Source organism: Streptococcus sp. HMSC072G04, from assembly GCF_001813295.1.
Lineage (GTDB): Bacteria > Bacillota > Bacilli > Lactobacillales > Streptococcaceae > Streptococcus.
Genome location: NZ_KV812017.1, coordinates 1 through 18385, shown reverse-complemented (window position 1 = coordinate 18385; position 18385 = coordinate 1). Strand labels below are relative to the sequence as shown.

20 protein-coding genes and 1 riboswitch are annotated in these 18385 nt (G+C 39.0%); of the genes, 17 read left to right on the top strand and 3 right to left on the bottom strand.

Annotated features, from left to right (window positions below; all coding sequences use genetic code 11):
- Nucleotides 1-20 precede the first annotated feature (20 nt).
- The 5 genes from pgsA to HMPREF2904_RS04665 all read left to right on the top strand — a co-directional run bounded on the left by pgsA (nucleotide 21) and on the right by HMPREF2904_RS04665 (nucleotide 3810).
- On the top strand, nucleotides 21-560 hold the full coding sequence (gene pgsA, locus HMPREF2904_RS04685; protein ID WP_070660477.1) for a CDP-diacylglycerol--glycerol-3-phosphate 3-phosphatidyltransferase: 540 nt from the start codon (nucleotides 21-23) through the stop codon (nucleotides 558-560).
- Nucleotides 561-1385 (top strand): energy-coupling factor ABC transporter ATP-binding protein, encoded by an 825-nt coding sequence (locus HMPREF2904_RS04680; RefSeq protein ID WP_070660474.1) that lies wholly within the window; start codon nucleotides 561-563, stop codon nucleotides 1383-1385.
- A complete protein-coding gene (locus HMPREF2904_RS04675) occupies nucleotides 1370-2212 on the top strand; it encodes an energy-coupling factor transporter ATPase (RefSeq protein ID WP_003002145.1) in 843 nt (280 codons plus the stop codon). The genes HMPREF2904_RS04680 and HMPREF2904_RS04675 overlap by 16 nt, the downstream gene beginning before the upstream one ends.
- Nucleotides 2205-3002 carry an energy-coupling factor transporter transmembrane component T family protein gene (locus HMPREF2904_RS04670; protein ID WP_070660471.1) on the top strand — a complete coding sequence of 266 codons (798 nt, stop codon included), beginning with the start codon at nucleotides 2205-2207 and terminating at the stop codon, nucleotides 3000-3002. Before HMPREF2904_RS04675 ends, HMPREF2904_RS04670 begins: the two co-directional genes overlap by 8 nt.
- A 157-nt stretch (nucleotides 3003-3159) precedes the next feature.
- A complete protein-coding gene (locus tag HMPREF2904_RS04665) occupies nucleotides 3160-3810 on the top strand; it encodes a LysM peptidoglycan-binding domain-containing protein (RefSeq protein ID WP_070660469.1) in 651 nt (216 codons plus the stop codon).
- A gap of 24 nt (nucleotides 3811-3834) precedes the next feature.
- Here the strand turns inward: HMPREF2904_RS04665 and HMPREF2904_RS04660 are convergent, their stop codons facing one another.
- Genes HMPREF2904_RS04660 through sdaAB form a run of 3 tightly spaced genes read right to left on the bottom strand, consistent with a single transcriptional unit; the run spans nucleotide 3835 to nucleotide 6019 of the window.
- Nucleotides 3835-4464 (bottom strand): HAD hydrolase-like protein, encoded by a 630-nt coding sequence (locus tag HMPREF2904_RS04660; protein ID WP_070660466.1) that lies wholly within the window; start codon nucleotides 4462-4464, stop codon nucleotides 3835-3837.
- Nucleotide 4465: 1 nt separating this feature from the next.
- The gene (gene sdaAA / locus HMPREF2904_RS04655; RefSeq protein ID WP_045760056.1) at nucleotides 4466-5338 is read right to left on the bottom strand and encodes an L-serine ammonia-lyase, iron-sulfur-dependent, subunit alpha; all 873 of its coding nucleotides are present in this window, start codon (nucleotides 5336-5338) and stop codon (nucleotides 4466-4468) included.
- A gap of 9 nt (nucleotides 5339-5347) precedes the next feature.
- Complete coding sequence (gene sdaAB, locus HMPREF2904_RS04650; protein WP_023919982.1) at nucleotides 5348-6019, bottom strand: L-serine ammonia-lyase, iron-sulfur-dependent subunit beta; 672 nt, start codon at nucleotides 6017-6019, stop codon at nucleotides 5348-5350.
- 228 nt (nucleotides 6020-6247) lie between these two features.
- Here sdaAB and HMPREF2904_RS04645 point away from each other — a divergent pair, with 228 nt between their 5' ends.
- The 12 genes from HMPREF2904_RS04645 (at nucleotide 6248) to HMPREF2904_RS04590 (ending at nucleotide 18304) form a co-directional block, all read left to right on the top strand.
- On the top strand, nucleotides 6248-6790 hold the full coding sequence (locus tag HMPREF2904_RS04645; protein WP_023919981.1) for an aggregation-promoting factor: 543 nt from the start codon (nucleotides 6248-6250) through the stop codon (nucleotides 6788-6790).
- Between the two features lie 203 nt (nucleotides 6791-6993).
- Nucleotides 6994-8115: a tRNA 2-thiouridine(34) synthase MnmA gene (gene mnmA, locus HMPREF2904_RS04640; protein WP_070660463.1), complete on the top strand. Its 1122-nt coding sequence runs from the start codon at nucleotides 6994-6996 to the stop codon at nucleotides 8113-8115.
- Between the two features lie 27 nt (nucleotides 8116-8142).
- Nucleotides 8143-8754: a MarC family protein gene (locus HMPREF2904_RS04635; RefSeq protein WP_049526536.1), complete on the top strand. Its 612-nt coding sequence runs from the start codon at nucleotides 8143-8145 to the stop codon at nucleotides 8752-8754.
- 146 nt (nucleotides 8755-8900) lie between these two features.
- Nucleotides 8901-9356: an NUDIX hydrolase gene (locus tag HMPREF2904_RS04630; protein ID WP_070660460.1), complete on the top strand. Its 456-nt coding sequence runs from the start codon at nucleotides 8901-8903 to the stop codon at nucleotides 9354-9356.
- Nucleotides 9357-9366: 10 nt separating this feature from the next.
- Nucleotides 9367-11277, top strand: coding sequence for a tRNA uridine-5-carboxymethylaminomethyl(34) synthesis enzyme MnmG (gene mnmG / locus HMPREF2904_RS04625; protein ID WP_070660458.1), 1911 nt, complete (start codon nucleotides 9367-9369; stop codon nucleotides 11275-11277).
- A gap of 194 nt (nucleotides 11278-11471) precedes the next feature.
- Nucleotides 11472-13451 (top strand): DHH family phosphoesterase, encoded by a 1980-nt coding sequence (locus HMPREF2904_RS04620; protein WP_083307530.1) that lies wholly within the window; start codon nucleotides 11472-11474, stop codon nucleotides 13449-13451.
- Complete coding sequence (rplI, locus tag HMPREF2904_RS04615; RefSeq protein ID WP_003002156.1) at nucleotides 13448-13900, top strand: 50S ribosomal protein L9; 453 nt, start codon at nucleotides 13448-13450, stop codon at nucleotides 13898-13900. Before HMPREF2904_RS04620 ends, rplI begins: the two co-directional genes overlap by 4 nt.
- Nucleotides 13901-13925: 25 nt before the next feature.
- Nucleotides 13926-15284 (top strand): replicative DNA helicase, encoded by a 1359-nt coding sequence (gene dnaB / locus HMPREF2904_RS04610; protein ID WP_070587662.1) that lies wholly within the window; start codon nucleotides 13926-13928, stop codon nucleotides 15282-15284.
- A gap of 1 nt (nucleotide 15285) precedes the next feature.
- Nucleotides 15286-15558, top strand: coding sequence for a Veg family protein (locus tag HMPREF2904_RS04605; RefSeq protein WP_003009183.1), 273 nt, complete (start codon nucleotides 15286-15288; stop codon nucleotides 15556-15558).
- Nucleotides 15559-15592: 34 nt separating this feature from the next.
- A riboswitch (TPP riboswitch) is annotated at nucleotides 15593-15694 on the top strand.
- Nucleotides 15695-15768: 74 nt separating this feature from the next.
- The gene (locus HMPREF2904_RS04600; RefSeq protein ID WP_070660454.1) at nucleotides 15769-16527 is read left to right on the top strand and encodes an ABC transporter permease; all 759 of its coding nucleotides are present in this window, start codon (nucleotides 15769-15771) and stop codon (nucleotides 16525-16527) included.
- A 57-nt stretch (nucleotides 16528-16584) separates the two neighbouring features.
- Nucleotides 16585-17580, top strand: coding sequence for an ABC transporter substrate-binding protein (locus HMPREF2904_RS04595; RefSeq protein ID WP_049506426.1), 996 nt, complete (start codon nucleotides 16585-16587; stop codon nucleotides 17578-17580).
- On the top strand, nucleotides 17573-18304 hold the full coding sequence (locus tag HMPREF2904_RS04590) for an ABC transporter ATP-binding protein (RefSeq protein ID WP_070660452.1): 732 nt from the start codon (nucleotides 17573-17575) through the stop codon (nucleotides 18302-18304). The genes HMPREF2904_RS04595 and HMPREF2904_RS04590 overlap by 8 nt, the downstream gene beginning before the upstream one ends.
- Nucleotides 18305-18385 lie beyond the last annotated feature (81 nt).

Sequence of the window (18385 nt, the reverse complement as noted above, 5' to 3'; positions counted from 1 at the left end):
GTTTATTTTTTGGAGGAAGTATGAAAAAAGAAAATATTCCTAATGCATTGACATTAATTCGGGTTGTGATGATTCCTATTTTTATTGCTATTTTAAGTTTAAGTCATTCTTACTTAGGACATATTGTAGCGGCAGTTATTTTTGCAATTGCTAGCATTACAGATTATTTAGATGGTTTTCTTGCACGAAAATGGAATGTAGTTAGTAATTTTGGTAAATTTGCCGATCCGATGGCAGATAAATTATTGGTCATGTCAGCTTTTATCATGATGATTGAATTAAAAATGGTTCCTGCTTGGATTGCGGCCGTTATCATTTGTCGTGAGTTAGCTGTTACTGGTTTGCGTCTTCTACTTGTTGAGACAGGTGGTACAGTTCTTGCTGCAGCCATGCCAGGAAAAATTAAAACCTTTAGCCAAATGTTTGCCATTATCTTTTTGCTTTGCAATTGGACACTTCCAGGGCAAGTGTTGCTTTATATTGCATTGATTTTCACAATTTATTCTGGTTACGACTACTTTAAGGGAAGTAGCTATCTCTTTAAAGACACATTTAAATAAATGAAACAGATGATTGAGCTAAAAAATGTATCCTTTCGATACGATAAAACAGTAGAAGAGTATCAAATTGACACGGTTTCGTTTCACGTGAAACAAGGAGAGTGGCTTTCAATTGTTGGACACAATGGTAGTGGGAAATCTACAGTTGTACGCCTGATTGATGGTCTTTTGGAAGCTGAGTCTGGTGAGATTTACGTTGATGGAAAACAACTGACTCGTGAAACCATATGGGAAATCCGTAGTAAAATTGGGATTGTATTTCAGAACCCTGACAACCAATTTGTTGGTGCGACAGTAGAAGATGATGTTGCCTTTGGTTTAGAAAATCAAGGAATTCCACGGGAAGAAATGCTTCAACGTGTGGAGAAGGCTATTGAGCAAGTCGGTATGCTGGAGTTTAAAGATCGCGAACCATCTCGTTTGTCAGGTGGTCAAAAGCAACGAGTGGCCATAGCAGGTATTATCGCCTTGAGACCAACTATTATTATCCTTGATGAAGCAACTAGTATGTTAGATCCAGAAGGTAGAGAGGATCTAATGGCGGTAATGAGAGAACTTCAGAAAAAATTTCAATTAACAATTATCTCCATTACCCATGATTTAACCGAAATTGCCTTAAGTGATCGAACACTCGTGTTTCAAAAGGGAAAACTAGAGTCTTCTATGACGCCGCGGGAATTGTTTTCAAGAAATGATCTGAATGAGATTGGATTAGATAAGCCTTTTAGTAAGCAGGTCCAAGAATTTCTCAGCTCGCATTTTCCGCTAAAGCAGGACTATCTAACAGAAAGTGAGTTATTAGACCAACTATGGGAATCTCTTTAAAGAATGTCTATTATACTTATCAAGAGGGAAGTCCTTTTGAAGGGCAGGCGCTTTCTGATATTAGTTTGGAAATAAAAGATGGATCTTATACAGCCATCATCGGGCATACTGGTAGTGGCAAGTCTACTTTGTTGCAATTACTAAATGGTTTACTGCGTCCGACTAAAGGAACGATTCAATTTGAAGATTTTGTTTTAGATAATCATTCTGAGCCAAAAGAAATGAAGTACCTGAGAAAAAAGGTTGGTTTGGTTTTTCAATTTCCAGAAAGTCAGCTGTTTGCAGAAACCGTTCTAGCTGATGTAGCCTTTGGACCACAAAATTTTGGGGTACCTAAGGACAAAGCGGAGGAAATAGCCAAAGAAAAATTAGCGATCGTTGGTTTAGATGAGTCTATCTATGATAAAAGTCCATTTGAACTATCTGGTGGACAGATGAGACGGGTTGCGATCGCGGGTATTTTAGCTATCGAACCAGAGATTTTAGTATTGGACGAGCCGACAGCAGGGCTAGATCCTGCTGGAAGAAAGGAATTGATGGCGCTGTTTGAGACATTACATAAAAATGGGATGACCCTAGTTCTGGTAACTCATACGATGGATGATGTAGCAAATTTTGCTGATACCGTATTTGCTTTAGAAGCGGGAAAACTTGTCCTAAACGGATCCCCCAGGGAAGTGTTTCAACAGGTTGAGTATTTACAAAAACTTCAATTAGGAGTCCCACAAATTACGAATTTTGCTCTTCAATTGAAACGAAGAGGACTTCCTCTGGACAGACTACCAATCAAAATTGAGGAACTAAAGGAGCTGTTACTTCATGAATAATATGATTTTAGGAAGGTATATTCCTGGAAACTCCATTATCCACCAACTAGATCCTCGTGGGAAGTTGCTCTCAATGTTTTTATTCATATTTCTTCTGTTTTGGGCAAATAATATCCAGACAAATGTTCTTCTCTTTGCTTTTATTTTTGTTTTAATGTATCTAACGAGGATTTCGGTTAGTTTTTATATTCAAGGCTTAAAATCAATGATTTTTATCATTGCTTTTACAACTATTTTTCAATTATTTGCGACCTCTCAAGGAACTATTTTGTATCAATGGTGGTTTTTAAAATTAACCGACCAAGGATTGATGCAAGCCGCCATCATATTTTGTAGATTTATTTTAATCATTTTTTATTCGACGATTTTAACAGTGACGACGACACCATTGAGTTTAGCAGATGCTGTTGAAAAGATCCTTACCCCACTAAAAATTATTAAGGTTCCGGCCCATGAGATTGGGTTAATGTTATCTATGAGTTTGCGCTTTGTTCCAACTTTAGTAGATGATACGAATCGAATCATGAATGCGCAAAGGGCGCGTGGTGTTGATTTTGGTGAAGGAAATCTATTAAAAAGGATCCGTTCCTTTATTCCAATCCTCATTCCTTTGTTTGCCTCAAGTTTTAAACGCGCAGATGCACTAGCAATTGCGATGGAAGCGAGAGGGTACAAAGGCGGTGAGGGACGAACACGCTATCGGACTCTGCAGTGGGGAGTAAAAGATAATTTGGCATTGCTCGTTATTCTGTGCCTCATGTTGATAGTTTTTTATCTAAAAAATGGATAGAGCTAGTTGTATTGGTTCAAAAATAAGGAAAAAGCGCTATACAAAGCGCTTTTTACATTAAATTCACATATTCTTGTAACATTTGTAATATATTCTACAATAAACTGTAACATTTTGTGTGTATGATAGAATTATGTTCGAAAGGAGAATAGAATTCATGAACAGTAAAAAGTTCCAATGGACAATCACTTCCCTACTTTCAGCAGCATCACTTTTCATTTCTGGTATTGCTACAGTGAATGCTGAAACTTACGAAGTGAAGTCTGGAGATACTCTATCAAAAATTGCACTAGAAAATAACACTTCAGTAGAAAATATTATTGCATCTAACAATCTGACCAATGAAGATTTGATCTATGCAGGACAAATTATTGAGTTAGGTGAGCGTTCAAAATCTATGATTGATAAAGTTGCTCCACAAGAGCAAGCAAAACCTGCTGAAAGTGCACCTACAGCAACTGCAACAGCACAAACTGCTCAAAAACAAACAACTTATGCAGCAAATGCTGCAGTGACTTCTGCACAATCAACAAATGGTGGAATTGTTCTATCAAATGGGAATACTGCTGGAGAACAAGGATCTTATGCGGCTGCTCGTATGGCTGAAATGACTGGTGTACCTGCTTCTACTTGGGAAGCAATCATTGCCCGTGAATCAAATGGTCAAGTAAATGCAGCAAATGCTTCTGGTGCCAGTGGTTTGTTCCAAACAATGCCAGGTTGGGGTTCAACTGCAACAGTTGATGATCAAATCCAGGCTGCATACAATGCATATAGCTCACAAGGTTTATCAGCTTGGGGTTATTAAATAATAGGTTTACAATTTGTAAACCTATTTTTTTAATGTCTCAAGAATATCAAGTGGAGAGTGACAAATAAAATCTGGTGAGTAAAGAAGTAGCTCTTCAAGATCTCCAAATCCCCAAGTGACGGCCATGGTTTTTATGCCAACTGTTTGACCTCCAATGAGGTCAAATTTTGTGTCTCCAATAATCACTGTCTCCTCTTTTGGAAGGTCATTGATTGACAAGGCGTATCGAATGACATCAGCTTTGTGGATACGATCTGAATTTGATCCATAAATTCCTTTAAAGTATTTAGCGATACCTAAATCTTGACACATCTGTAAAGCAACTGGTTCATGTTTTGAAGTGGTTACATAAAGAGGAATGTTTTCGTCATGTAATGCTTTCAAAGCTTCTACTATCTGAGGAAACAGAGTTGATTTGTATTGACCTTTTTCATGATAATACTGGCGATAGATAGTTACGGCTTGATCTACCAAAGTTTCAGGAAGGGTAGCTTCAAAACTAGAAATCAAAGGTGGTCCCATAAAACTACGGATGGTTTTGAGATCGGGTTGAGGAACCTTCAAAGTATCGAATGTATGTTGAAAACTCTCTGTAATTCCCTTGGAACTGTCAACTAATGTTCCGTCTAAGTCAAAAAATAAGGCTTGCATGCTATTCCCCAAATATCTCTTTTTGTAATCTACGTCCGGTTGGTGTTGCTGCCAATCCTCCTTCAGCTGTTTCTCTAAAGGCAGTCGGAAGACTAGATCCAACTTGGTACATGGCGTCAATCACTTCATCAACAGGTATTTTTGATTCAATACCTGCTAAGGCCATATCAGCAGCAATGAAGGCATAGCTGGCTCCCATTGCGTTTCGTTTGACACATGGAACTTCCACGAGTCCTGCTACTGGATCACAAATGAGACCAAGCATGTTTTTGATGACAAAACAGACTGCCTGACTCGCTTGATAAGGAGTTCCCCCAGCAGCTAGTGTCAATGCTGCCGCACTCATAGCTGAAGCAGAACCAACTTCTGCTTGACAACCACCTTCTGCACCTGAAATAGAAGCATTATTTGCGATCACTAAACCAAAAGCTCCAGCTGTCAGTAGAAAATCTAATTGTTGCTGACGGTTTAACCCTAATTTTTGAGTTGCTGCAGTGAGAACTGCGGGAAGGCAGCCAGCAGATCCTGCAGTGGGTGTTGCGCAGACCAGTCCCATCTTAGCATTGTGTTCGTTGACAGCAATAGCATTCTTCGCTGCGGTTAGGACGGTCAAGTCAGATAACGTTTTTCCTGATTTGATATAGCGATCTAATTTTGCGGCATCCCCACCGGTTAACCCACTACGAGAGTGGTTTTCATTTAATCCTAACTTTACAGAATCAATCATCACTTCTAAATTACGGGTCATTAATCGTAGGACTTCTTCTCGTTCACGACCAGTTAGTTCAAATTCAGTTGCAATCATTAACTCTGCGACGTTTCCTTGGTATTGCGTGCTTGCTTGTTCTACGAGGTCTACAATTGAATAAAACATATGAACTCCTTATTTGAAAAAGTTGACATTATGAAGATGAGGAATTTTACGGATATCGTCAATCGCTGCTTCACAACTCCTTGAGTCAACTTCTATAATCATAATCGCTTTTTCTCCAGCTTTTTCCCGTGTTACATTCATTTGTGCAATATTAATATCATAGCGAGAAAGAGCTTCTGTCACATGGGCGATCATTCCAGGGACGTCCTGGTGAACAATGATAATGGTTGGAGTATTCATATTTAGCGAGATGGCAAAGCCATTTAACTCAGTAACCTGTATGTTCCCACCACCAATTGAGATTCCAGTGACAGAAATCGTTTTATGATCATTTTTAACAGTAATAGTCGTTGTGTTTGGGTGAGGAGCATTGCTTTCTTTTTGAATAGACCAAACAATCCGAATGCCTCGTTCATGTGCAATTTTTAGACTATCTGGGATTCTAGGATCATCTGTGTCCATTCCTAAGATGCCCGCTACTAAGGCTAAATCTGTTCCATGACCACGATAGGTTTTGGCGAAGGAATTAAATAATTGGAACTCAACTTCTTTTGGTTCCTCTCCAAAGATAGAAGAAACAATTTTACCAATTCGAACAGCACCTGCAGTGTGACTACTGGATGGGCCGATCATCACAGGTCCAATAATATCAAAAACTGATTGGAATTTTAAAGAGTTCATGCTCTGCTCCTTTGTGATCACTTTACTTCATTATATCAGATATGGCTGATGATTTCTTCTATTTTTCCCGAAATATCTGAGAAATCTTAAAGGGGGCTTAAAGCATTTATATTACCCTGGATTTTTAGTATTTCTAACATCTGACTGAAATATTTGACACATTATTTCAATAAATATGAAATATTTCTTGTGTAGTATAGAGGTATACCAATAAAGGAGTACATAATAATGAATAAAAAACAAATGATGAAACGAATGATTGGACTTAGTTTACTTGCAGGACTTTTCCTTCCAATTGTAGCGAATGCAGATTCTTATACTGTAAAATCAGGTGATACTTTATCAGCTATTGCTAAAGAGAAGAACACAACGGTTGATGCAATTGCTAAGAAAAATAAGATTAGTAACGTGAATCTCATCTCAGTTGGTCAAGTTCTTGAGATTGAAGATGCAAATACAACGCAGAAAACTACGGAGCAAGCTCCTGCTAGTAAAACTGATACTACACAAGCAACAACTACTGTCTCTGCTTCAGATGGCTTGAGTGCGGAAGATGCCGCTGCTAAGGAATGGATTGCCCAAAAAGAGTCAAGTGGTAGTTATACAGCACAAAATGGCCAATATTATGGCCGTTACCAATTGACTATCACTTATTTGAATGGTGATTTATCACCTGCAAACCAAGAAAAAGTGGCCAATCAATATGTTGTCAGCCGTTATGGATCATGGTCAGCAGCTAAAAATTTCTGGTTGGCAAATGGCTGGTATTAAATTCGTATGAAAAGAGTTCTTGAATAGGACTCTTTTTATATTTACAGGCCTGTAAACCCATCGATCCTGATCAACAAAAGAATAGTAAGATGCTTGTTTTCTAATATAAAGCGTGTTAAAATGGTAACTGCTCAAAACGACCTTCAATCGTTGAAGCAAACCACGACCTTCAATCGTGAGAAACGAAAAGATGGGAGAAATCTATGAGTGATAACTCGAAAACACGTGTTGTTGTTGGTATGAGTGGTGGTGTGGATTCATCTGTAACAGCTTTATTATTAAAGCAACAGGGTTACGATGTCATCGGCATCTTCATGAAAAACTGGGACGACACAGACGAAAATGGCGTATGTACAGCTACAGAAGATTACAAAGATGTAGCAGCGGTTGCAGACCAAATTGGCATTCCTTACTATTCTGTCAACTTTGAGAAAGAATACTGGGATCGTGTCTTTGAATATTTCCTTGCCGAATACCGAGCTGGTCGAACACCAAATCCGGATGTCATGTGTAATAAGGAAATCAAATTTAAGGCCTTTTTAGATTATGCTATGACACTCGGTGCAGATTATGTAGCGACAGGGCACTATGCGCGTGTGGCGCGTGATGAAGATGGCATTGTTCATATGTTACGCGGCGTTGACAACGGGAAGGATCAAACTTATTTCTTAAGCCAGCTGTCACAAGAACAACTTCAAAAAACCATGTTCCCATTGGGACATTTGGAAAAGCCAGAGGTTCGTCGTCTAGCTGAAGAAGCTGGCTTAGCAACAGCTAAAAAGAAAGACTCAACTGGGATTTGCTTTATCGGAGAAAAGAATTTCAAAGAATTTCTAGGGAACTACCTTCCTGCCCAACCAGGTCGAATGATGACCATCGATGGACGAGATATGGGTGAACATGCTGGTTTGATGTATTACACAATCGGTCAACGGGGTGGACTTGGAATTGGTGGCCAACAAGGTGGAGACAATGCTCCATGGTTTGTAGTTGGGAAAGACCTCAGTCAAAATATTCTTTATGTCGGTCAAGGCTTCTATCATGAAGCATTGATGTCAACAAGTTTACAGGCTAGTCAAGTTCACTTTACACGAGATATGCCAGAAGAGTTTACATTAGAGTGTACAGCTAAGTTCCGCTATCGTCAGCCTGACTCAAAGGTGACTGTACACGTTAAAGGTGACAAGGCAGAAGTGATTTTCGTAGAACCTCAACGAGCCATTACACCAGGACAAGCTGTTGTCTTTTACGACGGTGAAGAGTGTCTAGGCGGTGGCTTGATTGACAATGCTTATCGGGATGGAAAAGTTTGTCAGTATATCTAACTGGAGTTAAGAAGCTAAGTAAAAGCGATGAGTTCTCAATTTTTTTATGCATTTATGGCATTTTTCGCTATAATGAACCCAATTTCAAATCTTCCTGCTTACATGGCTTTAGTAGCAGATGATAGTCAAAAAATTTCACGAAAAATTGCTTTTAGGAGTCTTTTGATTGCCTTTGTTATTGTAACTGTTTTTATCTTTTCAGGAGATTTCATTTTTAAAGTATTTGGAATTACAATTGTTTCTTTCAGAATTGCTGGTGGAATATTAGTGGCCGTTATCGGTTATCATATGATTAATGGTAATCATTCACCTAGCTATAAAGGAATGGAGCAGCAAGCAGTAAATTCAGATCCAATGTCTATTGCTATTTCTCCTCTTGCAATGCCACTTTTTGCAGGACCAGGTACAATTACAACTGCTTTAAGTCTGGCTAATGGAGGTTTGCAGAATCAACTGATGACCGTAGTTGCTTTTGCTCTACTATGTGTCATCACTTATCTCCTGTTAAGAAGTGCAAAACAAATTGCAGGCTTCTTGGGAGAAAATTTGATGAAAATTATAACAAAAATGATGGGACTTTTACTATTCTCGATAGGAATACAGATGATTATCGTCAGTGTGCAGACCTTGCTCAAATAGTGATTTGCATTGACAAAACGATTTGATTTGATAAAATAACTTTAACAATAGTCATGATGGTCAAAGCTCATGGATGTTGCAGGCTTTTTTGTCCTGCACTTCTTTGGAGTTTTGACTGTTTTTGTGTGGTTTCGAAAGGAAGTAAAATGAGGCAAAAGGATTTTCGGACGAAAATAGATTCTACTGTTTTTGGTGTGAGAGCGACTGCTTTGATTGTAAAAGATAATCGCTTGTTTGTCATTGAAGATGAGGGCGGCTGTTACACAATCGGAGGTGCTATTCAGGTCAATGAAACTACAGAAGATGCTGTAGTTCGGGAAGTCAAAGAGGAACTTGGTGTTACATCTAAAGCAGGTCCGCTAGCTTTCGTGGTTGAAAATCGCTTCGAACAAACTGGTGTTCACTATCACAACATCGAGTTCCACTACTTAGTAGACTTACTTGAGGAGGCACCTTTGGTCATGCAGGAAGATACAAAGCAATTACCTTGTCGTTGGATTGCTTTAGATGATTTACATACTGTTGACCTGAAACCGGCTTTTTTAAAATCAGCCCTACCAGACTGGGACGGAAAATTACGACACATCCATCTTGAAAAATAGGAGAAATAGAATGAATTATAACTTTATAGAAGAATACGATATCATTGTAATCGGTGCGGGGCATGCGGGAGTAGAAGCCTCTCTAGCTGCTAGCCGTATGGGTTGTAAGGTCTTACTTGCGACTATTAACATTGAAATGCTGGCTTTTATGCCTTGTAATCCCTCTATTGGTGGTTCTGCTAAGGGGATTGTCGTGCGTGAAGTCGATGCCCTCGGTGGAGAAATGGCGAAGAATATCGACAAGACCTACATCCAAATGAAAATGCTCAATACTGGTAAAGGTCCTGCGGTTCGTGCACTTCGGGCTCAAGCAGACAAAGAACTTTACTCAAAAGAAATGCGGAAAACGGTTGAAAACCAAGAAAATTTAACTCTTCGCCAAACTATGATTGATGAGATTTTGGTGGAGAATGGTAAGGTTGTTGGTGTAAGGACTGCGACTCACCAAGAGTATGGGGCAAAGGCTGTTATTGTCACTACTGGGACAGCTTTACGCGGAGAAATTATCATTGGAGATCTCAAGTATTCGTCAGGACCTAATCATAGTCTAGCTTCTATCAATTTGGCTGATAATCTCAAACAACTAGGATTAGAAATTGGACGTTTCAAAACAGGGACACCACCTCGTGTAAAGGCATCGTCAATTAATTATGACGAAACGGAAATTCAACCTGGAGATGAAGCTCCAAATCATTTTTCTTATACATCGCGTGATGAAGATTATGTAAAGGATCAGGTTCCTTGTTGGTTGACTTATACGAATGGGCATAGCCATGAAATTATCCAGAATAATTTACACCGGGCACCTATGTTTACAGGGGTTGTAAAGGGAGTGGGTCCTCGCTATTGTCCGTCCATTGAGGATAAAATTGTCCGTTTTGCTGACAAAGAGCGTCATCAACTATTTTTAGAACCTGAGGGACGAAATACAGAAGAAGTCTATGTTCAAGGGCTGTCAACGAGTTTACCAGAGGATGTTCAACGGAATCTCGTCCATTCTATTAAGGGACTTGAGAAGGCAGAAATGATGCGAACGGGTTATGCAATTGAGTATGATATGGTTTTGCCTCATCAATTGCGCGCAACTTTGGAAACCAAGAAAATTTCAGGTCTCTTTACAGCTGGCCAAACCAATGGAACGTCTGGCTATGAGGAGGCTGCTGGTCAAGGGATTATTGCAGGGATCAATGCGGCTCTAAAAATCCAAGGAAAACCAGAACTCATTTTGAAACGCAGTGATGGTTATATTGGGGTCATGATCGATGACTTGGTAACAAAGGGAACGATCGAACCGTATCGTTTGTTAACAAGCCGTGCAGAATACCGTCTGATTTTGCGTCATGATAATGCCGATATGCGCTTGACAGAAATGGGACGAGTAATTGGATTGGTAGATGATGAACGTTGGCAACGTTTCGAAACCAAGAAGTATCAGTTTGAAAACGAGATGAAGCGTTTGGATAGCATTAAGTTAAAGCCTGTAAAGGAAACCAATGAGAAGGTTGCTGCAATGGGCTTTAAACCATTGACAGATGCTGTCACTGCTAAAGAATTCTTGCGAAGACCAGAAGTCTCTTACCAAGATGTGGTAGAATTTATCGGTCCTGCAGCTGAAGAACTGGATGATAAAATCATTGAATTGATTGAAACTGAAATTAAATACGAAGGCTATATTTCAAAAGCAATGGACCAAGTCGAAAAAATGAAGCGTATGGAAGAAAAACGAATTCCTGCGAATATTGACTGGGATGATATTGACTCTATTGCAACCGAAGCGCGTCAAAAATTTAAATTAATTAATCCAGAAACGATTGGTCAAGCAAGTCGTATCTCAGGTGTCAATCCAGCGGATATCTCTATTTTAATGGTTTACTTGGAAGGTAAATCTCGTAGTATCTCCAAAAATAAAGCAAACCACTAATCAAATGGGGCTGAGATGATGTTTCAGCCTCAATTTTATGGATTGAAATCGGTTGTTACTATTTACACAGTTGTAAACCTTGTTTACAAAGTAGTGAAGCCGAGGAAGAGCTTTTACAGGTCGATCTTCTCTGTAATATAGAGAGAAACCTCGCTTTTTACCTCTATTTATGGTATAATTCCGAGAAGAGGTTTATGATGAAAAAATTTCGTTTATCGTTCATCCATTATGTGTTAATTGGTTTTATTTCATTTGCAATTTTAGCAATTTTTTTAAGAATCTTTGGCAAAGGCTATGTAACTCTCATTGCAATTTTTTTAGTCTTAGCTGGATTGATTGCTTTATTTGAATACCAGTTACAAATTTCAGAGTTAGATGAATTAGAACAAATACAATACGTTAACCATCAGGCAGAAAGCGGATTAGCATCCCTCCTTGATAAAATGCCTGTTGGAGTTATCAAAATTAATGAAGAGACAAATGAAGTAGAGTGGTTCAACCCTTATGCTGAATTGATTTTTTCAACAGATGATGGGGACTTTGATGTTGAATCATTGAAAAAGTTACTCAATACTCTGTTTGAGGATAAAGGTCATTATGTCACTGTAGCCGATAAGAAATATTCTGTTTACTTTGATCAGACGTCTAGTGTTGTTTACTTTTTTGATGTTTCAAGTGAGTATGAAGCAACTGTGGGATTGGTGACAACTCGTCCCGTTATCGGTATTATTTCTGTTGATAACTATGATGATCTAGAAGATGTCATTTCAGACTCTGATATTAGCAATATCAATAGTTTTATTGCCAACTTTGTAGAAGAGTTTACAGCTCATTACCATATGTTTTACAGACGTGTGGGGATGGATCGTTTCTATTTGTTTACAGACTACACGGTCTTAGAACAGTTGATGGAATCAAAATTTTCAGTCATCGATCAATTTCGTGAAGAAGCTAAAAATCGTGAGCTACCTATTACCTTAAGTATGGGATTCTCGTACGGTGACGGGGAGCATGATGAGATTGGTAAAGTGGCTCTCTTGAACCTGAACCTTGCGGAAGTTCGTGGTGGGGATCAAGCAGTAGTCAAAGAAAATGATGAACAGAAAAACCCTATTTTCTTTGGTGGTGGAACAGCTTCAGCTGTTAAGCGGACTCGGACTCGCACACGCGCTATGATGACAGCTATTTCGGATAAGATTAAATCCGTTGATCAAGTTTTTATTGTTGGGCATAGAAACTTGGATATGGACGCTTTAGGAGCGTCTGTGGGAATGCAGTTTTTCTCTAGCAATATTTTGGCTTCCTCTTATGTGGTCTATGACCCGCATGCAATGGCTAGTGATATTTCAAGAGCAATTGCGAAACTAGAAGAAGAGCAGGTAACGAAAATCCTTACCCTAGAGGAAGCCATGCAAATGGTGACGGATCGCTCTTTGTTAATTATGGTTGACCATTCTAAGACAGCTTTGACCCTTTCTAAAGAATTTTATCAGAAATTTCAACAGATTATTGTCATTGACCATCACCGTCGGGATGATGATTTCCCTGAAAATGTTCTGATCACCTATATTGAAAGTGGAGCAAGTAGCGCGAGCGAATTGGTTAGTGAGCTTATCCAGTTCCAGAAGTCGAAGAAAAATCGGTTGACGAAGATTCAAGCTAGTGTCTTGATGGCTGGGATCATGCTGGATACTAAGAACTTCTCCGCACGTGTTACGAGTCGGACCTTTGATGTGGCGAGTTACCTTCGCTCAAGAGGTAGTGATAGTGTAGCCATTCAGGAGATTTCTGCTATTCAGTTTGACGAGTACCGCGAAGTGAACGAACTGATCTTGACTGGTGAAAAGATTTTGCCGCATATCATCGTAGCTTGTGCCCATACGACTAAAGCCTATGATTCAGTAACCATTAGTAAAGCAGCTGATAGTATGCTGGCCATGTCTGAGGTGGAAGCAACCTTTGTCATTGCTTGTAATCAAAGTGGGACTGTCTCGATTTCTGCACGAAGTCGAAGTAAAGTCAATGTACAGCGTATCATGGAACAGCTTGGCGGGGGAGGTCATTTCAATTCGGCAGCCTCTCAAATTGAGGGTCAAGATTTGATGAGTATTCGTCAACAACTGATTGAGACTATTGAAAACGAAGTAACTATTGAAAAGGAGAATGTAGAATGAAAGTTATTTTCTTAGCGGATGTAAAAGGTAAAGGTAAAAAAGGCGAAATTAAAGAAGTGCCTACTGGTTATGCACAAAACTTTTTGATCAAGAAAAATCTTGCGAAAGAAGCCAATGCCCAAGCAATCGGTGAGCTTCGTGGAAAGCAAAAGTCAGAAGAAAAAGCGCATGCTGAATTGTTAGCGGAAGCGCAAAAGATTAAAGCAAAATTAGAAGAAGAAGCAACTGTTGTTCAATTCACTGAAAAAATTGGGCCAGATGGCCGTACTTTCGGCTCTATTACTAATAAAAAGATTGCAGAAGAGCTTGAGAAACAATTTGGCATTAAAATTGATAAACGTCATATCCAAGTTTCCTCTCCAATTCGTTCAACAGGTTTGATTGACGTCCCTGTAAAAATTTATCAAGATGTTACAGGTGTGATTAATATTCGTGTAAATGAAGGGTAAACACGATCGATAGAAAGGTTTTTTTATGGCTGAGATAGAGGAATTACGAACACAACCTCAGGATATCCAAGCGGAGCAATCAGTGTTGGGAGCCATCTTTATTGATGAGGGGAAATTGGTCTTTGTTCGTGAATATATCGAGCCTGGCGATTTCTTTAAGTACTCGCACCGTTTGATTTTTAAAGCCATGATCGATCTAGCTGACCGCGGGGATGCGATTGATGCGACGACTGTTCGAAATATTTTGGATAGTCAGGGGGATCTCCAAAATATTGGCGGTCTCTCCTATTTGGTAGAAGTCATTAATTCGGTACCAACTTCAGCTAACGCGGAGTATTACGCGAAGATTGTTGCCGAAAAAGCTGTCTTACGTCGATTGATCTCTCGATTAACGGAAAGTATTAATCAAGCTTATGATGGTGCAAGTCCTTCAGATGAAATCATTGCGGGTGCTGAAAAAGCTCTGATTGATGTTAGTGAAAACGCAAATCGTAGTGGATTTAAAAATATTCGAGACATCTTGAATATAAATTTTGGTAGCTTAGAAGCCCGCTCGCTTCAAACCTCTGATATTACGGGTATTGCGACAGGCTATCGCGATTTGGACCATATGACGACGGGGCTACATGAGGAAGAGTTGATTATTTTAGCGGCTCGTCCTGCAGTAGGAAAAACAGCCTTTGCTCTAAATATTGCTCAAAATATCGGGACAAAGTTGGATAAGACAGTGGCTATTTTCTCATTAGAAATGGGTGCTGAAAGTTTGGTAGACCGGATGCTAGCTGCTGAAGGCTTAATTGAATCCCATTCGATTCGTACAGGTCAATTGACGGATGAAGAGTGGCGAAAATATGCCATTGCTCAAGGAAATTTGGCCAATGCGAGTATTTACATCGATGACACTCCAGGAATTCGGATCACTGAGATTCGTTCGAGAGCAAGAAAATTAGCGCAGGAAACAGGGAATCTCGGTCTTATTCTGATTGACTACCTGCAGCTGATTACAGGGACTGGAAGAGAAAACCGTCAACAGGAAGTTTCAGAAATTTCCCGTCAGTTAAAGATTTTGGCTAAGGAACTAAAAGTTCCCGTTATTGCTTTGAGTCAGCTATCACGTGGTGTGGAACAGCGCCAAGACAAACGTCCTGTTCTTTCTGATATTCGTGAATCTGGATCGATTGAGCAGGATGCGGATATTGTTGCTTTCTTGTACCGTGATGATTATTATGATCGAGCTGGTGAAGAGGACGAAGATGGAATGCCCAATAATACGGTTGAAGTGATTATTGAGAAAAACCGTTCAGGTGCGCGTGGGACAGTCGAATTAATATTCCAAAAGGAATACAATAAATTCTCAAGTATTTCAAAGAGAGAGGATCAATAAGATGAGTGATGCATTTACAGATGTTGCAAAAATGAAAAAAATTAAGGAAGAAATTAAGGCCCATGAAGGACAAGTGGTTGAAATGACGCTTGAAAATGGACGGAAACGTCAAAAAAATAAATTTGGACGCTTGATTGAGGTCTATCCTTCTTTATTTATTATCGAGTATACGAACGACAATAGTTTACCAGGTGAACCGGCCAATACATACGTGGAGTCTTACACCTATTCAGATATTTTAACAGAGAAGAATTTAATTCGTTATTTGGATTAATTCCTTGCTTTTATCGTCTAAAACAGTTATTATAATAAATACATATGGGAGTCTGTGTACAGTCTGAGAGGAAGTGTAAGCTTCGACCGCACCTGATCTGGGTAATGCCAGCGTAGGAAACAAATGAAATGTATTTTTCGTTATGAGTGACCTTGTGCAATCCGTCTCCTATTTTGGAGGCGTTTTTTATTTGTGAGAAAGGAGGTTACGATGTCTCTTGTAAAAAGATATTCAAAACAGTTGATAGGATTTGCAGGTTTTAGCAGCCTTCTTGTCTTATGGCAGCTAGCAGGATTTTTAAATATCCTCCCCAAATTTGTATTACCAACGCCACTTGAAATTGGGAATGCCTTTGTACGAGATCGAGCTCTCCTGATTCATCACAGTTTGTCTACCCTTCAAGTGGCCTTGATCGGACTTGTTATAGGCGTTCTTCTTGCTGCTGGCTTTGCGATTCTCATGGATAGTTTTCAATGGGTGAATGATCTGGTCTATCCTTTTATGGTTGTTATTCAAACCATTCCGACGATTGCCTTGGCCCCCATCCTGGTTCTTTGGTTTGGTTATGGTATGCTTCCAAAACTGGTTTTGATCATTATTACGGTGGTATTTCCCATCGTAGTTAGTTTCTTAGATGGTTTTCGACATTGCGATCAAGATATTCTGAGATTGTTTCAGATTATGCAAGCCAATCGCTTTCAGACCTTAGTCCATTATAAAATTCCTGCAGCGCTTCCTTATTTTTTTGCAGGCTTACGTGTGAGCGTTTCCTATGCTTTTATCAGTACGGTAGTTTCAGAATGGTTAGGAGGTTTTGATGGATTGGGGGTCTATATGATCCAATCGAAGAAGTTATTTCAGTATGATACGATGTTTGCGATCATTGTATTGATTTCTGCTATTAGTTTACTCGGTATGTTTCTCGTTGACCAATTAGAACGAACCATTCTAAAATGGAAAAAGAATTGACAAACTTGTAAATGGTGTAAAAATTAAATTGACAAAAATGTAAAAGAGGTATAGCTAATGAAAAAGTCAATAGGTTTATTTTTCTCAATAATATTGGGATTTGTTTTCTTGAGTGCTTGTCAAAATTCTGTCAAGCAATCGTCAAGTGGTTTGAAAAAGATTGATTTTATTCTAGATTGGACCCCGAATACCAATCATACGGGTCTCTATGTAGCAAAGGAAAAAGGGTATTTTAAAGATGCAGGACTGGATGTAGATATAAAACTTCCGCCGGAAGACAGTAGTTCTGATTTGATTATTAATGGGAAAGCTCCATTTGGTATTTATTTCCAAGATTCTATGGCCAAGAAATTGGATAAAGGTGCGGGGATTACCGCTGTTGCAGCTATCGTCGAACACAATACGTCAGGGATTATTTCAAGAAAAGATGCAGCGATCACAAGTCCAAAAGATTTGGTTGGTAAGAAGTATGGTACCTGGAATGATCCGATTGAGTTGGAAATGATCAAATCGATGATGAAAAAAGAGGGGGCTGATTTTAATCAAGTAAAATTGGTTCCAAATAGTGATTCAAATTCCATTACTCCGATTGAAAATAAGGTCTTTGATGCTGCTTGGATTTATCACGGTTGGGATGGAATTTTGGCTGAGCAAAAGGGAATGAAGACCAATTTCTTCTATATGAAAGATTTTGTTCCTGCATTTGACTACTATTCGCCTGTTATTATTGCTAACAATGACTATTTGAAGTCTCATAAAGAGGAAGCAAAGAAATTCATTCAAGCGGTGAAAAAAGGCTACCAATATGCTATAGAGCATCCAGAAGAAGCAGCAGATATCTTGATTAAACAGGCCCCTGCTTTGGCTAACCAGCGTGATTTTGTACTAGCTTCTCAAAAATATCTTTCCAGTCAATATGCTTCAGACAAGGATAAATGGGGGCAGTTTGACTCCAAGCGTTGGAATGCTTTTTATGCTTGGGCAAAAGAGCAAGGATTGGTTTCAAATGACTTAGAAGACAAAGGTTTTACAAATGAATTGGTAGGTGACTGATATTTTAACCGTAAAAGATGTAAGTTTCTCTTTTGGAGATAAAGCAGTTTTAAACAATGTATCACTAGAAGTGCAAAAAGGAGAAATCGTCTCTATTATAGGTCCAAGTGGGGTAGGGAAATCAACCTTGTTTAATTTAATTGCTGGGATCTTTCCCTTACAAAAGGGCGCTATAGAAGTAGATGATGCCCCGATCTCCTTTGGAAAAGTCAGCTATATGCTACAAAAGGATCTTTTGTTAGAACATAAGACAGTATTGGGAAATATTATTCTTCCCCTTCAATTAAAAAAGATTCCTAAGGAAGAGGCAACATCTACAGCTCTAAAATTGTTAGATGAATTTAAATTGGGAAGTATTGCCAACCTTTATCCCAATGCCCTGAGTGGGGGGATGCGGCAACGGGTGGCGCTATTGAGAACCTATCTTCTGGGTCATTCTGTCTTCCTATTAGATGAAGCTTTTAGTGCCTTAGATGAATTGACAAGGCAGGATCTTTATCACTGGTATCTAGACAGTAAGGAACGTCTTGGTCTCACCACTCTAGTGATCACTCATAGTATCGAAGAAGCTTTGACATTGAGTGACCGGATCTATATCTTAAATCATAATCCCGGTGAAATTATTGCAGATCTTCCTTTAAAATGGGATCCAGCAACGGATAGAGACTGGCAACAATTGCAATATAAAAAACGAATCATAGAATTATTGTCTGAATTTCATTGAAATTGTTTTGAAGGACTTTACAAAGTTTCTATTCCGTGATAGAATAGAATTTGTGCGAAATGACAGCAGGACAAAATGAAG

What these genes read in the sequence shown, in the direction of transcription:
- HMPREF2904_RS04665 (WP_070660469.1), top strand. Translation starts at nt 3,160, where the DNA reads ATGAACAGTAAAAAGTTCCAATGGACAATCACTTCCCTACTTTCAGCA.
- mnmA (WP_070660463.1), top strand. Translation starts at nt 6,994, where the DNA reads ATGAGTGATAACTCGAAAACACGTGTTGTTGTTGGTATGAGTGGTGGT.
- dnaB (WP_070587662.1), top strand. Translation starts at nt 13,926, where the DNA reads ATGGCTGAGATAGAGGAATTACGAACACAACCTCAGGATATCCAAGCG.
- HMPREF2904_RS04605 (WP_003009183.1), top strand. Translation starts at nt 15,286, where the DNA reads ATGAGTGATGCATTTACAGATGTTGCAAAAATGAAAAAAATTAAGGAA.
- HMPREF2904_RS04595 (WP_049506426.1), top strand. Translation starts at nt 16,585, where the DNA reads ATGAAAAAGTCAATAGGTTTATTTTTCTCAATAATATTGGGATTTGTT.
- HMPREF2904_RS04620 (WP_083307530.1), top strand. Translation starts at nt 11,472, where the DNA reads ATGATGAAAAAATTTCGTTTATCGTTCATCCATTATGTGTTAATTGGT.
- HMPREF2904_RS04645 (WP_023919981.1), top strand. Translation starts at nt 6,248, where the DNA reads ATGAATAAAAAACAAATGATGAAACGAATGATTGGACTTAGTTTACTT.
- sdaAB (WP_023919982.1), bottom strand. Translation starts at nt 6,019, where the DNA reads ATGAACTCTTTAAAATTCCAATCAGTTTTTGATATTATTGGACCTGTG.
- sdaAA (WP_045760056.1), bottom strand. Translation starts at nt 5,338, where the DNA reads ATGTTTTATTCAATTGTAGACCTCGTAGAACAAGCAAGCACGCAATAC.
- HMPREF2904_RS04635 (WP_049526536.1), top strand. Translation starts at nt 8,143, where the DNA reads ATGAGTTCTCAATTTTTTTATGCATTTATGGCATTTTTCGCTATAATG.
- HMPREF2904_RS04675 (WP_003002145.1), top strand. Translation starts at nt 1,370, where the DNA reads ATGGGAATCTCTTTAAAGAATGTCTATTATACTTATCAAGAGGGAAGT.
- rplI (WP_003002156.1), top strand. Translation starts at nt 13,448, where the DNA reads ATGAAAGTTATTTTCTTAGCGGATGTAAAAGGTAAAGGTAAAAAAGGC.
- HMPREF2904_RS04630 (WP_070660460.1), top strand. Translation starts at nt 8,901, where the DNA reads ATGAGGCAAAAGGATTTTCGGACGAAAATAGATTCTACTGTTTTTGGT.
- HMPREF2904_RS04660 (WP_070660466.1), bottom strand. Translation starts at nt 4,464, where the DNA reads ATGCAAGCCTTATTTTTTGACTTAGACGGAACATTAGTTGACAGTTCC.
- mnmG (WP_070660458.1), top strand. Translation starts at nt 9,367, where the DNA reads ATGAATTATAACTTTATAGAAGAATACGATATCATTGTAATCGGTGCG.
- HMPREF2904_RS04680 (WP_070660474.1), top strand. Translation starts at nt 561, where the DNA reads ATGAAACAGATGATTGAGCTAAAAAATGTATCCTTTCGATACGATAAA.
- pgsA (WP_070660477.1), top strand. Translation starts at nt 21, where the DNA reads ATGAAAAAAGAAAATATTCCTAATGCATTGACATTAATTCGGGTTGTG.
- HMPREF2904_RS04670 (WP_070660471.1), top strand. Translation starts at nt 2,205, where the DNA reads ATGAATAATATGATTTTAGGAAGGTATATTCCTGGAAACTCCATTATC.
- HMPREF2904_RS04600 (WP_070660454.1), top strand. Translation starts at nt 15,769, where the DNA reads ATGTCTCTTGTAAAAAGATATTCAAAACAGTTGATAGGATTTGCAGGT.